Consider the following 15,666-nt stretch of genomic DNA (forward strand, 5'->3'; position numbering starts at 1 on the left):
CAATTGCAGCGTTTTAGCATGGGGGAGTGATGGTATGACGCTACTGTATTTCCTTACCCTGTTTCCGCTGGTACCGGCGCTGGGCATGCTGCTCGCGCGCGGTGACCGCGCCCGCGATGCGGCGGGGCTCATAGGCTCCGGCATTATTATGGCGGTGACAGTTGTAGTCGCCGTCATGTTTTTTGGCACGGGTCCGCAGAGCTTTGAGGTTGCCCCCGGCACCTCGCATGTGCTCTCGATCATCAGTTCCGTTATCGACGTCATCCTGTGCGCTGTCATCCTGTACAACGCGTACAAATATAGGAACGCGCTCACCACGGTGCTCGGCATAGTCCAGCTGGTGGGCTCGCTCGCCTTTGCAGCCATGACGCTGCCCGCGGCCGAAGCCGTCACGGCAACGCCACTCTACCTGGACTACATGAGCGTGATCATGGTCCTCGCCGTCGGCATCGTTGGCAGTCTAATCTGCTTGTATGCCCTGGGCTACATGAAGGACTTCCAGGCCCATGACGAGCACGAGGCCGCGCTGCGCGGGCAGACCGCGCCCGACCGTCGCCCGCAGTTCCTGGCGCTCATGTTCCTGTTCCTCTCGGCCATGTTCGTCATCGTGACGAGCGACAACCTTGAGTGGCTGTTCTGCGGCTGGGAAATCACCACCGTGTGTTCGTTCCTTATGATTGGCTACACGCGTACGCCCGAGGCCATCAAGAACGCCTTTACCCAAATCATCCTCAACATGCTGGGCGGCATCGCGTTTTTGGCCGGACTTATGTATCTGCACGTTAACGGCATGCCGCTGACCATCTCGGGCATGATCGAGCTTTCCGGCACCGGAACCGCGCAGTCCGCGCTGCTGGTGATGCCGGTCATCCTGTTGTCGCTCGCCGCGCTCACCAAGGCCGCACAGATGCCGTTCCACACTTGGCTGTTGGGTGCCATGGTTGCACCCACTCCCACGAGCGCCCTGCTGCACTCGTCAACCATGGTCAAAGCCGGCGTGTTCCTGATGGTCAAGCTGAGCCCACTCTATGCCATCTACCCCGTGACCGGCTTTATGGTCACGAGTGTGGGTGCCATCACGTTTTTGCTCGCTGCACTCATGGCCATCTCGCAGAGCAACGCCAAACGCGTGCTCGCGTACTCCACCATTTCCAACTTGGGCCTCATCAGTGCCTGCTTGGGTGTCGGCGCGCCCGAGGCCGTATGGGCGGCCATCTTCCTGATCTTGTTCCACACGGTGGCCAAGTCGCTGCTGTTCCTGTGCGTGGGCACGGCCGAGCATCATATCGGCAGCCGCAATATCGAGGACATGGACGGCATGTTCAGCCGCATGCCGCACCTGACGCGTCTGATGATGCTGGGCATTATGGGCATGTTTGTGGCGCCGTTTGGCATGCTCGTGTCCAAGTGGGGCGCCCTGGTGGCGTTTGCGCAGACCGGCAACGTGCTCATGATCATGGTGCTTGCCTTTGGCTCGGCCGCGACGTTTTACTTCTGGGGCAAGTGGCTTGCCAAGCTTTCGGGCGTCGACCCCACGGCTCAAAACGTTGAGGTCAATGTCCATAAGACCGAATGGATGGCCCTCAACACCATCGCCGCGCTGCTGATTCTGTGCTGCGTGGCGTTTCCGGTTATCTCGAGCGGTCTGGTGTCGCCTTACTTGGCCATGGTGTTTGGCCGCGTGCCGTACGTTATTGGCAAGGACGCCATGTATCTGATGGTGGTTATCGTGGCTTTTATCGCCGTGGTGCTGCTGACGTCATTCCGCGTGAGCAACAAACCGCACGTCAACGTGTACCTTTCGGGCGTGGGAACCGACAAATATCGCCATTTCCGCGGCTCGATGGGACACGAGGTGAAGGCCGAAAAGCGCAATTGGTACTCGGAGGACGCCCTTGGCGAGAAGCGTATTGGCCCCGCGGGTAGCGTCGTATGCTGCAGCATTATCTTGTTTGCGCTGCTGTGTTGCGCATGGATTGGGCCCGAGCGGCTTGCCATGAGCGCGCCCTCGGTGCTGCGCGGCAAGTATTTCGAAGGTTCGGGCGTCGTGGGCATCTTTATTGGCACCGTGGCGTTTGCCTTGCTGGCGCCGCTTGCGGGCGGCTTGATCGACGGCATCGACCGCAAACTTTCGGCTCGCATGCAGGGCCGCGTGGGCCCGCGCCTGCTGCAGCCCTTCTACGACGTTGCCAAGCTGCTGCGCAAGGCCCCTGCCAGCGTAAACACCATGGACGATACCTATATGGCGTGCGCGCTCATCTTTACCGTCGTGGGCGGCGGCATCTTTGTGTCGGGCTCCAACACGCTGCTGTGCGCTTTTATGGTTACGCTCGCCGCGATCTTTGTGGTGCTGGCGTCCGCCTCGACGCAAAGCCCGTTTGCCCAGGTCGGTGCCGACCGCGAGTTGCTGCAGGTCATGAGCTACGAGCCCGCCGTTCTGCTGATGAGCGTGGGCCTGTACCTTGCCACCGATAGCTTTGATTCCATCGCCGTGACCGGACAGTCGGCGCCCATCATCGTGTACAGCGCGCCCATTTTCTTGGCGCTGCTTGCGGTGCTCACCATCAAGCTACGCAAGTCGCCGTTCGACCTTTCGTACTCGCATCACGCGCATCAGGAGATTGTCCAGGGCGTCGCCACCGAGATGAGCGGCGGCACGCTGGCCAAGATGACCCTTATGCACTGGTGTGAGACCGTGCTGTTTTTGATGTGGGTGGGCATGTTCTTTGTTTGGGACAACCCGGTGAGCTGGGTCGTAGCCCTGGTCGTGATGGCCGCGACGTATTTTGTCGAGGTGCTGATCGACAACACCTTCGCACGCAGCACCTGGCGCAGCTGCTTTAAGCTCGGCTGGGGCGTGGCGCTGGTGTTTGGCCTGCTCAACCTTATGCCCATCCTCGTCGACGTGTTTATTTAGGAGGCGGCATCCATGGATCATAAAATGTCGCGCTCGCCGTGGGTTATTCATTACGACGGCTCGAGCTGCAACGGATGCGATATCGAGGTGCTGGCCTCGCTCACGCCGCTGTTCGATGCGGAGCGCTTTGGCGTGGTCAACACCGGCAACCCCAAGCATGCGGATATCTTTTTGGTGACGGGGTCGGTCAATGCCCAGAACCTGCCCGTCGTGCGTCAGATTTACAACCAGATGCTCGAGCCCAAGTGCGTGGTGGCCTGCGGTATCTGCGCATGCTCGGGCGGCGTATTCCGCGATGCCTACAACGTGATCGGCGGCGTGGACCGCGCGATTCCCGTGGACGTGTACGCGCCCGGGTGCGCCATTCGCCCCGAGACGGTGATCGATGCCATCGTGGAGGCGTGCGGCATCCTGGACCAGAAGGAGACCGTGTTGCGCGCCGGTGGCGATCCGCTCACCGTGGGCGGTGCCGCTACCTGGGACGGTGGCGTTGAGCTGGGCGAGGACGGGTTTGTGGCTGCGGGGGCCGGGACTGACGGTGCCGGTGACGCGCCTGCCGGGAAGCCTGCTGCGCCCGCCGCTGGCGACGCACCTGTTGAGACGCCCGCCGCTGCAAAGGAGGCCGAGTAATGCAAAAGGCTATCTATACCACCGTCGGGATCGACAAGCTCCTGTCGCATGTCCAGGCGCTCAAGGGCGTCGGCGCGCGCTTTGTGCAAATGCATGCCGAGCGCAACGTCGACGACGGCTCGTATCGCTTGGTCTATACGTTTATCAACGTCCGTGCTGCTCAGGAGCATATTGCGCAGGACTGCAGCTATGCGATCGAGAACCTGGTGGTCGAGGGCATCGACCAGTACCAGGAGATTCCGTCCATCAGCTCGTATTACCCCGCGGTGTTCCCGTTTGAAAATGAGGCCCACGACCTGTTTGGTCTTGCCATCACCGACATGCAGATCGACTTTAAGGGCTTTTTCTACCAGGTCTCGACTGCCGAACCCATGAGCGTCATCACGCCCGAGGTGAAGGCTGCGCGCGAGAAGGCCATGAAAGTCCGCGCGGCCGCCGAGGCCAAGGCGCGCAAGGCCGCGGCCGAGAAGGCCGCCGCGGCTGCGGCTGCTGCGGGGGAGGGTGCCGCGGGTGCCGGCGATGCTGCGGGCACTGCCGCTGCTCAGCCCGCTGCTGCTGCCGGCTCCGATGCCCAGCATGACGATGCCGCTGCGAAGGCCGCGCTCAAGGCCGCCGAGATGGAGGCAAAGCTCGCCGCCATGGATCCCGAGAAAGCGGCCAAGGTCCGTGCGGCGCTTGCCGCCAAGGCCGCCCGCGACAAGCAGAAAAAGGAGGCGTAAGGTCCATGGCTCATCGCTCCGTAATTCCGTTTGGCCCGCAGCACCCGGTGCTGCCCGAGCCGCTTCATCTGGACCTGGTGATCGAGGACGACCGCGTCATCGAGGCAATTCCGCAGATCGGCTTTGTGCACCGCGGACTCGAGAAGCTCACCGAAAAGCGCGACATGCACCAGTTTGGCTACATCGCCGAGCGCATCTGCGGCATTTGCGCCGTGGGCCACAGCTACGGCTATGCCAGCGCCTGCGAGCGCATGCTCGACATCGAGGTGCCCGGCCGCGTGCAGTATATCCGCACTATTTTGCACGAGCTTTCGCGCATCCACTCGCACCTGCTGTGGCTGGGCCTGCTCGCCGATGCCTTTGGCTTCGAGGCGCTGTTCTATCGGTCGTGGACCCTGCGCGAGCAGATTCTCAAGATCTTCGAGAGCACGTGCGGTGGCCGCGTGATCCTTTCGATTAACGAGATCGGCGGCCTAAAGCACGACATTGAGGACTCCGAGCTGGCTGGCATTGTCCAGACGCTCGATGCCATGCGTCCCGACTACGAGGCCCTGGTGCATACGTTTTTGGACGACGTCAGCTGTGGCGAGCGCCTGCATGGCGTGGGCGTGATCAGCAAGAAGGACGCGCTGGATCTGTCGATGGTCGGCCCGTTTGGGCGCGCCTCGGGCGTGGACTACGACGTGCGCATGTTTAGCGACGGTGCCTATGCGGACCTGGCTGCGTTTGAGCCGGTTGTCGCCACCGATGGCGATTGCTATGCCCGCTGCCAGGTGCGCTGTGCCGAGGTCACGCAGGCCATGGACATCATTAAGGAGCTTGTGGGCAAGATTCCGCACGACGGGATCGGCGGGCGCACCAAGCTTACGCCGGCCGACGGCGCACGCGGCGAGGTTGTGATTGAGCAGCCGCGCGGCGAGGCGTATTACTATGTGCGCGGTAACGGCACCAAGAACCTGGACCGCTTCCGCGTGCGCACGCCGACGTCGCAGAACCTGGCGGGCCTGACACATGCGCTGCAGGGCGTGCTCCTTGCCAACGTGCCCATGATTATCCTGACCATCGACCCCTGCATTAGCTGCACGGAAAGGTAGGCGCGGCATGAGTTTGCTGACATTTGCCAAGACGGCCTTGGGCTCTATGGTCAAGCAGCCGGTAACGGTGTGCTATCCGCAGGAGAAGCTCGCGGCACCCGAGCGCTTGCGCGGGCATATCGTCAACGACATGGACGCGTGCATCTGCTGCGGCATGTGTGCGCGTCGCTGTCCGGCGGGCGCGCTCGCAGTCGATCGCAAGGGTGGAACGTGGTCGATCGACCCGTATGCCTGCGTGGTGTGCGGTGAGTGCATCGAGAGCTGCCCCAAGCACTGCCTGACTATGGACACCGCCCGCACCCCAGTCGCAGCGGACAAGACTCCCACAGTAGAAACCAAGCCGGAGTAGCGCAGGGGTAGAACTGGAATAGGGGCCGGCGGGGCAAAAATGCCCCGCCGGCCCCGCGCGTGAGCGCGCGGTTGTGCCGCTGCGAACAAAACTATGCCGGATTACGGGACTGGATAGCGAACCTCCGACCATACAGAAAATCGCAAAAACAAACCCGCAGGTAGATAGCCTGTTGTTTTTCAAAAATAGGGGGTATGGATGAGGGCTCCGACTTTAGCTCCGTAATCCGGCGTAGTTTTGGAATGGTAGCATATCCGTAACAGCCCTTTAACTCCCGTGGACGGAGGAAAACGGACTATTTTGGCCTCGCGAGGGCTATCGCGTGACTCGTCTGCCACGAAATGGGCCCATCTACTACGTTTAGGCGGCAGCCCTCGACCACGGCAAGCAATGCGAAATGAAAACCGCAGGTAGAACGCCTGCGATTTTTCATGAATAGCGGTTATGGTCGGGGGTATCGAGTCAAACGTAGTAGATGGGCCCATTTCGTGGCGAGCGCCGTCAGCCGATCTCCGCGGGCGGAAGAAAGCAGATCATTTTGGTCCCGCGAGCCTTGCGGAGGCGCTCGTGCAGGGCCGACCGAACAAAACTATGCCGGTTTACTACGACGAATTCGACATTCCCGACCATGACTGCATTTTTCTAAATATCGCAAGCGTTCTACCTGCGGTTTTGCAAGCGCTCAATTTGCCGTGATCGAAGGCGGGCGATTCATCGTAGTAAACCGACATAGTTTTGAAATGGCATTAAATCGGTAACAGCCATTTTACTCTGCCGGGGCGGTCAATCTTCGGGCAACTGCCCTCGCAGGTAGGCGATGGCGATCTGCGTACGGTTGCGCAGGTCCATTTTGGCCAGGATCGAGCTGATGTGGTTGCGCACGGTGCCTTCGCCCATGTAGGCTGTGGCGGCGATCTCCCTGTTGTCGAGACCGCGGGCGATGAGCTCGGCGACTTCGAACTCGCGGTCGGTCAGACCGGCAAAGGCCGCGGGCCGGCGGGTCGCACCGGCTTCAGCGTCCGCCCCATCAAAGTCGACATCCTCGATCGCCTTACCCTCGAGCACGCGTTTACCGTCCATGACCTGCGCCAACGCCGGTGGAATGGCGGAGACATCGGTTTTGATCAGATAGCCGCGGGCGCCCAGTTTAAGCGCCGACACAATGTACTCGTCATCCGAGAATGTCGTCAGAAACACCACGCGCGCCGCAGGGTCGCGCTCAAGGATCTCGCGTGCCGCCGAAAGTCCGTCGCGCCCCGGCATCTGAATGTCGAGCAGCGCGATGTCGGGCGTGTGCTCAGCGTAGAGCGCGACCGCGTCGTCGCCATTGGCGCCGGTACCCACCACCTCGATCTGCGGCTGGGCGCCTAGGATAATCTTGAGTGAATCGACTACCAAGTGGTCGTCATCGACAACTATGAGCCTCATCGGTCCTCATCTCCTTGCTGTTTGGGAACGGTGGCAAACACGCGCCAGCCGCCGGCGCCGGCGCGCGGACCGGCGGTGAAGGTGCCGCCAAGCGCCTCGATGCGCTCGCGCATGGAGGCGAGCCCCATGCCCTCCGCGGCGCCACGGCCGATTGCTTGGACCCCGCCCACGCCATCGTCGGTAACGATGAGCTGGTAAAACGACGGATGCTCCATGCATCGTGCGGTGACGGTCTGGGCGCAAGCGTGGCGCATGGTGTTGGAGAGCGCCTCGCGCAGGACCGCCGCAAAGCAGTTGGCGACGTTGGCGGGCGCATGCTCGGCCAAAACTTCAAGCTCAATCTGTGGGCCGCTGTCCGAGCGTACGCCTTCAACGATGCGCTCGAGCTGCACGGAGAGGTTGGTTGCATTGTCGTTGAGCGCGTGGACGCTGGCGCGCACGAGCTGGAGCGCCTCGTCAACCGTGCGTTTGACATCGGCGAAATCGGCGGCGACGCCGGGCTCGTTGGCGTGGACCACGCGCAAGGCTTCGGTTTGGAGCGAAGCGCGCGTGAGCTGGTGGCCCACGTTATCGTGGATCTCGCGCGCGATGCGGGCGCGTTCGGCGAGCGTTGCGAGCTCGACTTCGTAGTCCTGGCGGTCGGCGAGGTCGCGGTTGCGTGCCTCGAGTACCAGGGCGCGTTCTTGCAGCTTGTCGCGGGTGCGACGCATGCGATCCTGTTCGCGCTCCAGCTGCGCGGTGCGCAGCGACAGCAACGTGGCAGCGATCGAAAGGATGGCGGTTAGCAACAGCGTTCGGGTGGTGAGCACGCCGCCACGAAGGTCCGCGACAAGCGCGCAGACAAACACGGCGCCAATCGCCAGCGCGGGCCAGATGCGTTCACGGCGCACGCGTCGCGCGATGTCATAGAAGGCAAGGGGTGCGAACGGCATAAATGGCGGCACGAAGACGGCAGCGATGATGTAAGCGTAGCTCGCGGCCTCGCTCGCGCGATGGGCGTGTTCTTCTCGTGCGACTTCCGACGCCGAGGTGGCCATAACGCCAAGGCAAAACGCCACAACCAGACGAGCGTCCACGGCAAGACCCATGGCGGCCGCAATACAGCACGCCAGCACAATCGATTTGTCGAAAAGCCTGTTCATACGGGTATTGTACGCGATGCTGCGCGCGGGGGAGGCGCCGCCCGGGGCAACCGTGACATTCCTCCCGCGCGGCAAAGCGGCGTCGATCGCTCGCGCGAGCGGGGGTTTCGCCTCTGCCCCCTCGCACTCGTGACAAAGCTCACTGGTGCGCGCCGTCCTCTCCTGCGATGATGCAATCGTACCGGGCCACGACCAACAGAAGGGCCGCCTCATGACAGATATCGTCCACGTCGAAAACCTCGTCAAGCGCTACGACGATCTTATCGCGCTCGACCACTTTAACCTGAGTATTGCCCCTGGCGAGATCTTTGGCCTGCTGGGCCCCAACGGCTCGGGCAAGACCACGTCCATCAACTGCATCCTGCAGCTGCTCGCTTACGACAAGGGCACCATCGAGCTGTTCGGCGAGCCCATGACGCCCACCCGCTACGACCTTAAGCGTCGCGTCGGCGTGGTGCCACAGCAGGTGGCGGTGTTTGACGAGCTCACCGTGCGCGAAAACATCGACTATTTCTGCAGCCTCTACGTCAACGACCGCAAGCGCCGCCGCGCGCTGGTGGACGAGGCGATCGACTTTGTCGGCTTGGGCGACTTTACCAAGTTTCGCCCCGGAAAGCTCTCGGGCGGCTTGGCACGCCGTCTCAACATTGCCTGCGGCATCGCGCACAAGCCCGAGCTCATCTTCTTTGACGAGCCCACAGTGGCAGTCGATCCGCAGAGCCGCAACGCCATTCTGGAGGGCATCTGCCGCCTGCGCGACGAGGGCGCCACGGTGGTGTATACCAGCCATTACATGGAGGAGGTCGAGCAGATCTGCAGCCGCATCATGATCATGGACGGCGGCCGCGTGCTGGCGCAGGGCACCAACGACGAGCTCAAGCGCATGATTCAGATGGGCGAGCGCGTGACCGTCGAGGTCGGCGCCGTCGAGCCCGCCACGGTCGAGCGGCTGCGCGCTCTGGAGCACGTGCTTTCGGTTGAGCTGTCCGGCGGCGAGCTCATCTGCACCTGCGAGGCGAGCCCACATAATCTGGTCGACATCCTTGACACGCTGCGCGCCGCCGACGTGGCACTCGGTCGCGTGTGGAGCGAGCCGCCGACCCTCAACGACGTGTTCCTCGAGATCACCGGCCGCGAGCTACGCGACTAGGGGGCAGCCATGATCAACACCATCATTATCACGGTCAAGACGCTGCTGCGCCGGCCGAGCACATGGGTCTGGGGCGCGCTCTTTCCCATTGCGCTTTCCACGATGTTCATGTTTATGTTTGCGAACCTCAGCTCCGACGGCAAGGTCGATCCGGTGCCGGTAGCCGTTGTCGCCGACGAGGCCTGGGACGCTTCGACCTTTAAGGACGTGGCGACGTCGCTTGCCAAGGAGGGCGACGACCAGCTGCTTAAGATCCACGAGTGCGACGACGCGGCCGAGGCGAACCATGCGCTCAAGTCCGGCGAGGTTGCGGGCGTCTACACGGTCGACGACGCGGGCGCGCCCAAGCTTACGTTGCTTTCGAGCTACGATAGCTCGCGCGCCAGTACGGTGCTCACCGACCGCAGCATCCTGGAGACGGTGGCGAGCTCGTATACGCAAAATGCCGAGCTCATGCGCCAGATTGCCCAGGACAACCCGGCGGCGCTCGCCGACCCGGAGGCGGTTGCGCGCGCCCTGTCGCTTAAGGGCGGCACTCGCCGCGTGAGCCTTACGCGCACCACGCCCGACGGTACGACCATCTACTATTACGCGCTCTTTGGCCTGGTCGCGATGATGTCTTCCGAGTTTGCGGCCCTGGCCGTCGTCGATCTGCAGCCCAATCTGTCCGGCCTCGGCGCGCGCCGCTGCGTGGGCGGCGTCTCCAAGACGGCGTCGCTGGCCGGCATTTTTGTCGGCTCGTGGCTGGTCTCATTTGCCTCGATGGCGATCGCGATCGGCTACGTGCGCCTGGTGGTCGGCATCGACTTTGGCGGGCGCGAGGGGCTGTGCCTGGCGGGCGGCACCGCATCTGCGCTTGCTGCCACGGGCCTGGGGCTTTTTGTGGGGACGCTTCCCGTTAAGGGCGGCAAGGCGTCCAAATCGGGCATCCTCACGGGCTTTGCCACCACGTGCGCCCTGTTCGCCGGACTCTACGGCGAGCCGGCGATGGCGCTTGCCGACGATGTTGCCCGCGCCTGTCCGGCCGAGTGCTGGCTCAACCCCGTCAAGCTCATCTGCGATATGTTCAACCGCCTGTATTTCTTTGAGGATCTGGGTCCCTTTGTCGTTCGCGCCGGTGCGCTTGTCCTCATGGCCCTGGTGTTTGTCGCCGCCGCTACGCTGATCTTTGGAAGGAGCCGCTATGAGCACCTTTAAGACCGCGCTTCGCATGGCGCTCGCGCACCCGTTCTACCTGCTCATCTACACGGTGTTCATTTCACTCATGGGCGTGTTCATTGCGGCCTCGGTCAGCTGGAACTCGTCGCAGCTGACCGAGTACAAGCCCTACGACGCCAACGTGATTGTGGTCGACCGCGACGGCAGCGATCTTTCGCGTGCGCTTACCAGGCACCTGGGTTCGCGCTTTGACCTGGTCACGGGCGTCGGCGACGACACGTACGACCTTGCGGACGCGCTCTCCAAGAGCAACAGCGCCAAGGGCAGCGCCGACTGCGTGTTCTTTATCCCGGAGGGGTTTGAGGACGATCTTGTTGCGGCCGCCCGTGCGGGGGAGGACTTGCCCAAGCTCGATGTGACCTACGGTTCCGGCACCATGGCGGCGGCGCTTTCGTCTGCCGAGGTTTCGCGGTGGATCTCGCTCGCGGGCGCTGCGGCGGTGCTTGAGCCTGCTGCCTCCGGGGCCAGTGTCGCCAAGACCGCCGAGCACGCCGCCGCAAAGCGCGCGGAGGTCCAGATCGAGCAGGTCAAGGTTGACTCGACTGCCGCAGCCACGCTCGAGTCGTACTTCAACTTTGGCGCGTACGCGATCATCTCATCGGTCATCGTTTCGGTGGGACTGGTGTTTTCGGGTATGAACGAGCCCGAGCGCGTGCGCCGCATGGAGGCCGGCCCGGTCTCCGAGCGCCAGCGTTCGCTTGCTGTGTTCGCGGCTGCCGCGGTGCTTACCGTCTGCATCTGGTTCGTGTCGAGCATGGTGGGTGTCGTGGGCTTTGCCGGCGCGGTCGCCGAGGTCGGTGTGGGTCGCGTGTGCCTGGCGCTGGCGGCGACGCTTGCCCTGGCGTGCACGCCGCTGGCCGTTGGCTTTACCCTGTCGAGCTTGGGCGCGCGCGAGGAGCTGATCAACGGCGTGGGCAACTTACTCGGCATGCTCATGACGTTTTTGGGCGGCGCCTGGATGCCGCTGTCGCTCATGGGCTCGGCCGTGCAGACGGTGGCGCACTTTGTGCCGACGTTTTGGGTGAACGACGCGATCGGCAAGGCGCTTGCCTCGGATCTAACGGCCACCGTGTTGGGCGACATCGCCTGCGACCTGGGCGTCACGGTGCTCTTCGCCGCCGCCATCGCCGCCGTAGGCCTGGCCCTCACCCGCGCCAAATCCCACGCCTAGCTACCTGGTCATCGGGGACGTTCTTAAACGGCTAGTCATCGGAGACAGTCTTTGTCGATTCGCCGGCCCGCCGGTCGTGCCGGCAAGGACTGTCCCAATATGTCGGCACTTGGGGACGTTCCTTTCCTGCCGGCACTTGGGGACAGTCCCGGCATTCATTGGGGACAGACTTAAATGAGTGGTTTCAGTCATTTAAGTCTGTCCCCAATGAGTACCCAATGACTGGTTTGGAAAAAATCGCGCCTGTCGCTTAAAAATAGTTCGCCTGGGTTTACTATTACCCTAGAAAAGTAGCAGAAGGCTAACAACGGGGGATAGCATGTCGACAAAGCAAGCCTATGTCCAGGTCAGCGGGCTCAGGAAACACTACGGCGACGGTGATGCGCGCCTGACGGTACTCGATGGCATCGACACGTCCATCAACCGCGGCGAGATCTGCGTCATGCTGGGGCCCTCGGGCTCGGGCAAGTCGACCTTTCTCAACCTGATCGGCGGCCTGGAGGATGCCGACGGTGGCTCCATCATGGTGGACGGCTGCGACCTCACGGTGCTCAAACCTACCGATCTGGGCGAGTATCGCCGCCGTGAGCTGGGTTTTGTCTTCCAGTTCTACAACCTGGTGCCCGATCTCACCATCAAGGAGAACATCGAGGTCACGGCGCACCTGTCCAAAAACCCGCTCAATGTCGACGACCTGCTGCGTTCGCTGGGCCTCTACGAGCACCGCAACAAGTTCCCGCGCCAGGTCTCGGGCGGCCAACAGCAGCGTTGCGCCATCGGCCGCGCACTCGTCAAAAACCCGGGCCTGCTGCTGTGCGACGAGCCCACCGGCGCGCTTGACTACAAGACATCCAAGGAAATCTTGCAGCTCATGGAGGATGTTAACCGCACCTACGGCTGCACCATCATCATCGTCACCCACAACGCCGCCATCGCCCGCATGGCCAACCGCGTGCTGCGCCTGCGCGACGGCCGCATCGTCGAGGATGGGCTCAACGAGTCGCCCGTTGCGGCCGCCGAGCTCGATTGGTAGGCGATGCCATGACACCTCTCGCAAAGCGACTCCCGCGCGAGCTGCGCCGCAATATCGGCAAGTACCTGGGCATCTTTTTGCTTATGTGCGGGAGCATCGCTCTCACCTCGGGCTTTTTGCTCGCGGCGCATTCCATCGGTTGCCTTATCGACGACATGCGCGATGCGTACACGATTGAGGACGGCCGCGTGACCACCTCCTTCGAGGCTACCGACGACCAGCTCAAGGCAGCCGAGGACGCAGCCGACGACGTCGGCGGCGTCACGCTCTACAAGAATTTCTCCATCGACGCCATCATCAAAAAGACCGCCGGCGACGACGGCACCAAGCGCACGTTGCGCACCTATGCGCACCGCACCAAGGTCGATATCGCGTCCTACTGCGAAGGCAAGCAGCCCAAGACGGACGATGAGGTGGCTATCGACCGAGTTTTTGCCACCAACAACGACCTTGTCGTGGGCGATAAGGTTGAGCTTGAGGGCCGCACCTACACCATCTGCGGCATCATGACCCAGCCCGATGGCCAGGCGCTGTTCCTCAACAATTCGGACTTTACGGTGAACACCATCACCTATGGTGTGGCCGAGGTCACCGACGCCGGCTTTGCCGCGCTCGAGGATGCCGGTGGTGCACCTGCCTACACCTACTCCTTTGCTTTTACCGATCGCGACCTCCCCACCGCGGATCGCATCGATGCGGAGCAGGATATGGTCGAGGCGCTGACCGATGCCGATGCGCGCGTGGACGATCTGATCGACGCCGATTCCAACCAGGGTATTGGCTACGCGCGCGACGACGTAGACGGCGACTCCATGATGTGGATGACGCTGCTCAACATTATCATCGTGATCATGGCGTTCGTCTTTGTGGTCCTTACCGACGCCACCATCGAGGAGGAGAGCGCCATCATTGGCACGCTGCTCGCCAGCGGCTATCGCCGCCGCGAGATCGTGCTGCACTACCTGGCACTTCCCGCCATCGTGGGCGTGGTCGCGGCGCTTTTGGGCACCGCGCTCGGCGTCGCGTTCTTTACCGAGCCCATGCGCGGCCTCTATTACGGTTCGTACAGCCTGCCTCCCTTCCAGGTGTACTGGAGCTGGGAGATTTTTGTGAAGTGCGCCGTGGTTCCCGCTGCCGCGCTCATCCTCATCACGCTGGTGGGCCTGCTTCGCAAGATGGGCAAGACGCCGTTGCAGTTCCTTCGTCACGAGGCGAGCGGCAAATCGGGCACCAAGCGCGGCCTGCAGCTGCCGGAGCGCATGGGCTTTGTCTCGCGCTTTCGCCTGCGCATCTTCCTGCGCAACCTGGGCAACTTCGCCACGCTCTTCGTGGGCATTGCGTTTGCCTCGCTGCTGCTGCTCTTTGGCCTGGCGATCCTGCCCACGATGACGCACTATGCGGACAACCTGGAGACAGGCCTGGTCGCCGAGCACCAGTACACGCTCAAGGCTCCGCTAGAGCTTGAGGGTACTGCCGAGGAGCGCGGGCAGTGGGCGGCGCTCGAGCGCTTGCAGTCGATTGACGGCGCGCTGCTCTCCGCCGCCCAGGATGCCGATGACGAGCTTGACGACGCGGCCGATGCGGCGCAGACGGCAGCCGATGCCGCGACCGCATCTCCGTCTGCCGAGAGCCTGGCCGCGGCGCAGGACGCGCTCGCCAAGGTCCAGGACAAGAAAGATGCGCTTTATGCGCGCCTCGATGACCTTGCCGATGCCCTCGGCTGCGACCGCGATGAGGCCATCGACCTGATCGACAAGGCCTCTAAGATCGACACCGACAACGACGACATTCACCCGATCAACACGACCGACAACGGCGCGGGCGCAATCGCGCAGGCCGAGAAATATGCCGTTTACCAGCTGCAATACGACCGCGGCGAGGGAAACGGCACAGAGGCCATCTCTGTCTACGGCATCTCGCCCAACTCGCGCTACTGGAAGGGCCTCAACATCGGCGACGGACACGTCGTCTTTGGCGGCGGCCTGCTCGACAAGTTTGGCTGGAGCGAGGGCCAGAAGGTCGAGCTTCGCGACAAGTACGAGGCTCGGGATTATTCCCTTGAGTACGCGGGCAAGGGCTGCTCCTGGGGCTCAAAGTCGGACATGAATATCTATATGAGCATCGATGACTTTAACGAGCTGTTCGACAACGATGCCGCCTACTTTAACGGCTATGTGAGCAACGAGAAGCTCGACCTCGACGCGCGCTACTTTGCCGGCGACACCACGCCCGACGACATGCGCGCCGTGGGCGACCAGTTTATCGGCATGATGAGCAAAATGATCGGCATGATGGTCGGGCTCGCGGTGTTTATCTTCCTGCTGTTTATGTACCTGCTGACCAAGGCGGTGATCGACCACAGCGCCCGTTCGATCAGCTACATGAAAGTCTTTGGCTATCGCGATAGCGAGATCTCGCATCTGTACATCCGCTCGATCACGCTGTGCGTGGCGGTGTCACTCGTGCTGAGCCTGCCCGTGATCATTGGCTCGCTGACCGCGATTTTCCGCTCGATGCTGCTCGCCTACAACGGCAATATCGAGATCTACGTGCCCGCTTGGTCCATGGCTGCATGCGTCGGCATCGGCTTTGCGACCTACCTGGTCGTGGCGCTGCTACACACGCGCTCCATCAAGCGCGTCAGCCTGGCCGAAGCCCTCAAGGTGCAGGAGTAGTCATCGGGGACAGTCTTTGCCGATTCGCCGGCCGGGCGGCAAGCACTCATTTAAGTCTGTCCCCAATGAGTGGCTGTGCTTGACTTCGACCCTACTTTAACGGGTACCATCCTCTATGTCTGTAACGCCATATAGACCGA

The 15,666-nt window shown here is 62.4% G+C and carries 12 protein-coding genes; 10 read left to right on the top strand and 2 right to left on the bottom strand.

Annotated elements, in window-relative coordinates:
- Positions 1-34: 34 nt before the first annotated feature.
- Genes DWZ52_RS07165 through DWZ52_RS07185 form a run of 5 tightly spaced genes read left to right on the top strand, consistent with a single transcriptional unit; the run spans position 35 to position 5,709 of the window.
- Positions 35-2,917: a proton-conducting transporter membrane subunit gene (locus tag DWZ52_RS07165; protein ID WP_118256312.1), complete on the top strand. Its 2,883-nt coding sequence runs from the start codon at positions 35-37 to the stop codon at positions 2,915-2,917.
- A 12-nt stretch (positions 2,918-2,929) separates the two neighbouring features.
- The gene (locus tag DWZ52_RS07170; RefSeq protein ID WP_117877243.1) at positions 2,930-3,547 is read left to right on the top strand and encodes an NADH-quinone oxidoreductase subunit B family protein; all 618 of its coding nucleotides are present in this window, start codon (positions 2,930-2,932) and stop codon (positions 3,545-3,547) included.
- On the top strand, positions 3,547-4,266 hold the full coding sequence (locus DWZ52_RS09955; RefSeq protein ID WP_158572426.1) for an NADH-quinone oxidoreductase subunit C: 720 nt from the start codon (positions 3,547-3,549) through the stop codon (positions 4,264-4,266). The genes DWZ52_RS07170 and DWZ52_RS09955 overlap by 1 nt, the downstream gene beginning before the upstream one ends.
- Before the next feature lie 5 nt (positions 4,267-4,271).
- Positions 4,272-5,360, top strand: coding sequence for a nickel-dependent hydrogenase large subunit (locus DWZ52_RS07180; protein ID WP_117630031.1), 1,089 nt, complete (start codon positions 4,272-4,274; stop codon positions 5,358-5,360).
- A 7-nt stretch (positions 5,361-5,367) separates the two neighbouring features.
- On the top strand, positions 5,368-5,709 hold the full coding sequence (locus DWZ52_RS07185; protein WP_117630030.1) for a 4Fe-4S dicluster domain-containing protein: 342 nt from the start codon (positions 5,368-5,370) through the stop codon (positions 5,707-5,709).
- Between the two features lie 783 nt (positions 5,710-6,492).
- Here the strand turns inward: DWZ52_RS07185 and DWZ52_RS07190 are convergent.
- On the bottom strand, positions 6,493-7,137 hold the full coding sequence (locus DWZ52_RS07190) for a response regulator transcription factor (protein WP_117630029.1): 645 nt from the start codon (positions 7,135-7,137) through the stop codon (positions 6,493-6,495).
- Entirely contained in the window at positions 7,134-8,279 is a 1,146-nt protein-coding gene (locus DWZ52_RS07195; protein ID WP_158549351.1) for a sensor histidine kinase, read from the bottom strand. Before DWZ52_RS07195 ends, DWZ52_RS07190 begins: the two co-directional genes overlap by 4 nt.
- A gap of 211 nt (positions 8,280-8,490) precedes the next feature.
- Here DWZ52_RS07195 and DWZ52_RS07200 point away from each other — a divergent pair, with 211 nt between their 5' ends.
- The 5 genes from DWZ52_RS07200 (at position 8,491) to DWZ52_RS07220 (ending at position 15,526) form a co-directional block, all read left to right on the top strand.
- The gene (locus DWZ52_RS07200; RefSeq protein WP_117630027.1) at positions 8,491-9,429 is read left to right on the top strand and encodes an ABC transporter ATP-binding protein; all 939 of its coding nucleotides are present in this window, start codon (positions 8,491-8,493) and stop codon (positions 9,427-9,429) included.
- A 9-nt stretch (positions 9,430-9,438) separates the two neighbouring features.
- A complete protein-coding gene (locus DWZ52_RS07205) occupies positions 9,439-10,626 on the top strand; it encodes an ABC transporter permease (RefSeq protein WP_117790724.1) in 1,188 nt (395 codons plus the stop codon).
- Complete coding sequence (locus tag DWZ52_RS07210) at positions 10,613-11,818, top strand: ABC transporter permease (RefSeq protein WP_117630025.1); 1,206 nt, start codon at positions 10,613-10,615, stop codon at positions 11,816-11,818. The genes DWZ52_RS07205 and DWZ52_RS07210 overlap by 14 nt, the downstream gene beginning before the upstream one ends.
- A gap of 319 nt (positions 11,819-12,137) precedes the next feature.
- Positions 12,138-12,851: an ABC transporter ATP-binding protein gene (locus DWZ52_RS07215; RefSeq protein WP_117640505.1), complete on the top strand. Its 714-nt coding sequence runs from the start codon at positions 12,138-12,140 to the stop codon at positions 12,849-12,851.
- An 8-nt stretch (positions 12,852-12,859) separates the two neighbouring features.
- The gene (locus tag DWZ52_RS07220) at positions 12,860-15,526 is read left to right on the top strand and encodes an ABC transporter permease (RefSeq protein WP_118385220.1); all 2,667 of its coding nucleotides are present in this window, start codon (positions 12,860-12,862) and stop codon (positions 15,524-15,526) included.
- The last annotated feature ends 140 nt before the right edge of the window (positions 15,527-15,666 follow it).

This window comes from Collinsella sp. AF33-16, assembly GCF_003475325.1.
Lineage (GTDB): Bacteria > Actinomycetota > Coriobacteriia > Coriobacteriales > Coriobacteriaceae > Collinsella.

Bases quoted from the DNA above. Each gene is read 5' to 3' on its own strand.
- DWZ52_RS07165 (WP_118256312.1), top strand. From the start codon at position 35: ATGACGCTACTGTATTTCCTTACCCTGTTTCCGCTGGTACCGGCGCTG.
- DWZ52_RS07170 (WP_117877243.1), top strand. From the start codon at position 2,930: ATGGATCATAAAATGTCGCGCTCGCCGTGGGTTATTCATTACGACGGC.
- DWZ52_RS09955 (WP_158572426.1), top strand. From the start codon at position 3,547: ATGCAAAAGGCTATCTATACCACCGTCGGGATCGACAAGCTCCTGTCG.
- DWZ52_RS07180 (WP_117630031.1), top strand. From the start codon at position 4,272: ATGGCTCATCGCTCCGTAATTCCGTTTGGCCCGCAGCACCCGGTGCTG.
- DWZ52_RS07185 (WP_117630030.1), top strand. From the start codon at position 5,368: ATGAGTTTGCTGACATTTGCCAAGACGGCCTTGGGCTCTATGGTCAAG.
- DWZ52_RS07190 (WP_117630029.1), bottom strand. From the start codon at position 7,137: ATGAGGCTCATAGTTGTCGATGACGACCACTTGGTAGTCGATTCACTC.
- DWZ52_RS07195 (WP_158549351.1), bottom strand. From the start codon at position 8,279: ATGAACAGGCTTTTCGACAAATCGATTGTGCTGGCGTGCTGTATTGCG.
- DWZ52_RS07200 (WP_117630027.1), top strand. From the start codon at position 8,491: ATGACAGATATCGTCCACGTCGAAAACCTCGTCAAGCGCTACGACGAT.
- DWZ52_RS07205 (WP_117790724.1), top strand. From the start codon at position 9,439: ATGATCAACACCATCATTATCACGGTCAAGACGCTGCTGCGCCGGCCG.
- DWZ52_RS07210 (WP_117630025.1), top strand. From the start codon at position 10,613: ATGAGCACCTTTAAGACCGCGCTTCGCATGGCGCTCGCGCACCCGTTC.
- DWZ52_RS07215 (WP_117640505.1), top strand. From the start codon at position 12,138: ATGTCGACAAAGCAAGCCTATGTCCAGGTCAGCGGGCTCAGGAAACAC.
- DWZ52_RS07220 (WP_118385220.1), top strand. From the start codon at position 12,860: ATGACACCTCTCGCAAAGCGACTCCCGCGCGAGCTGCGCCGCAATATC.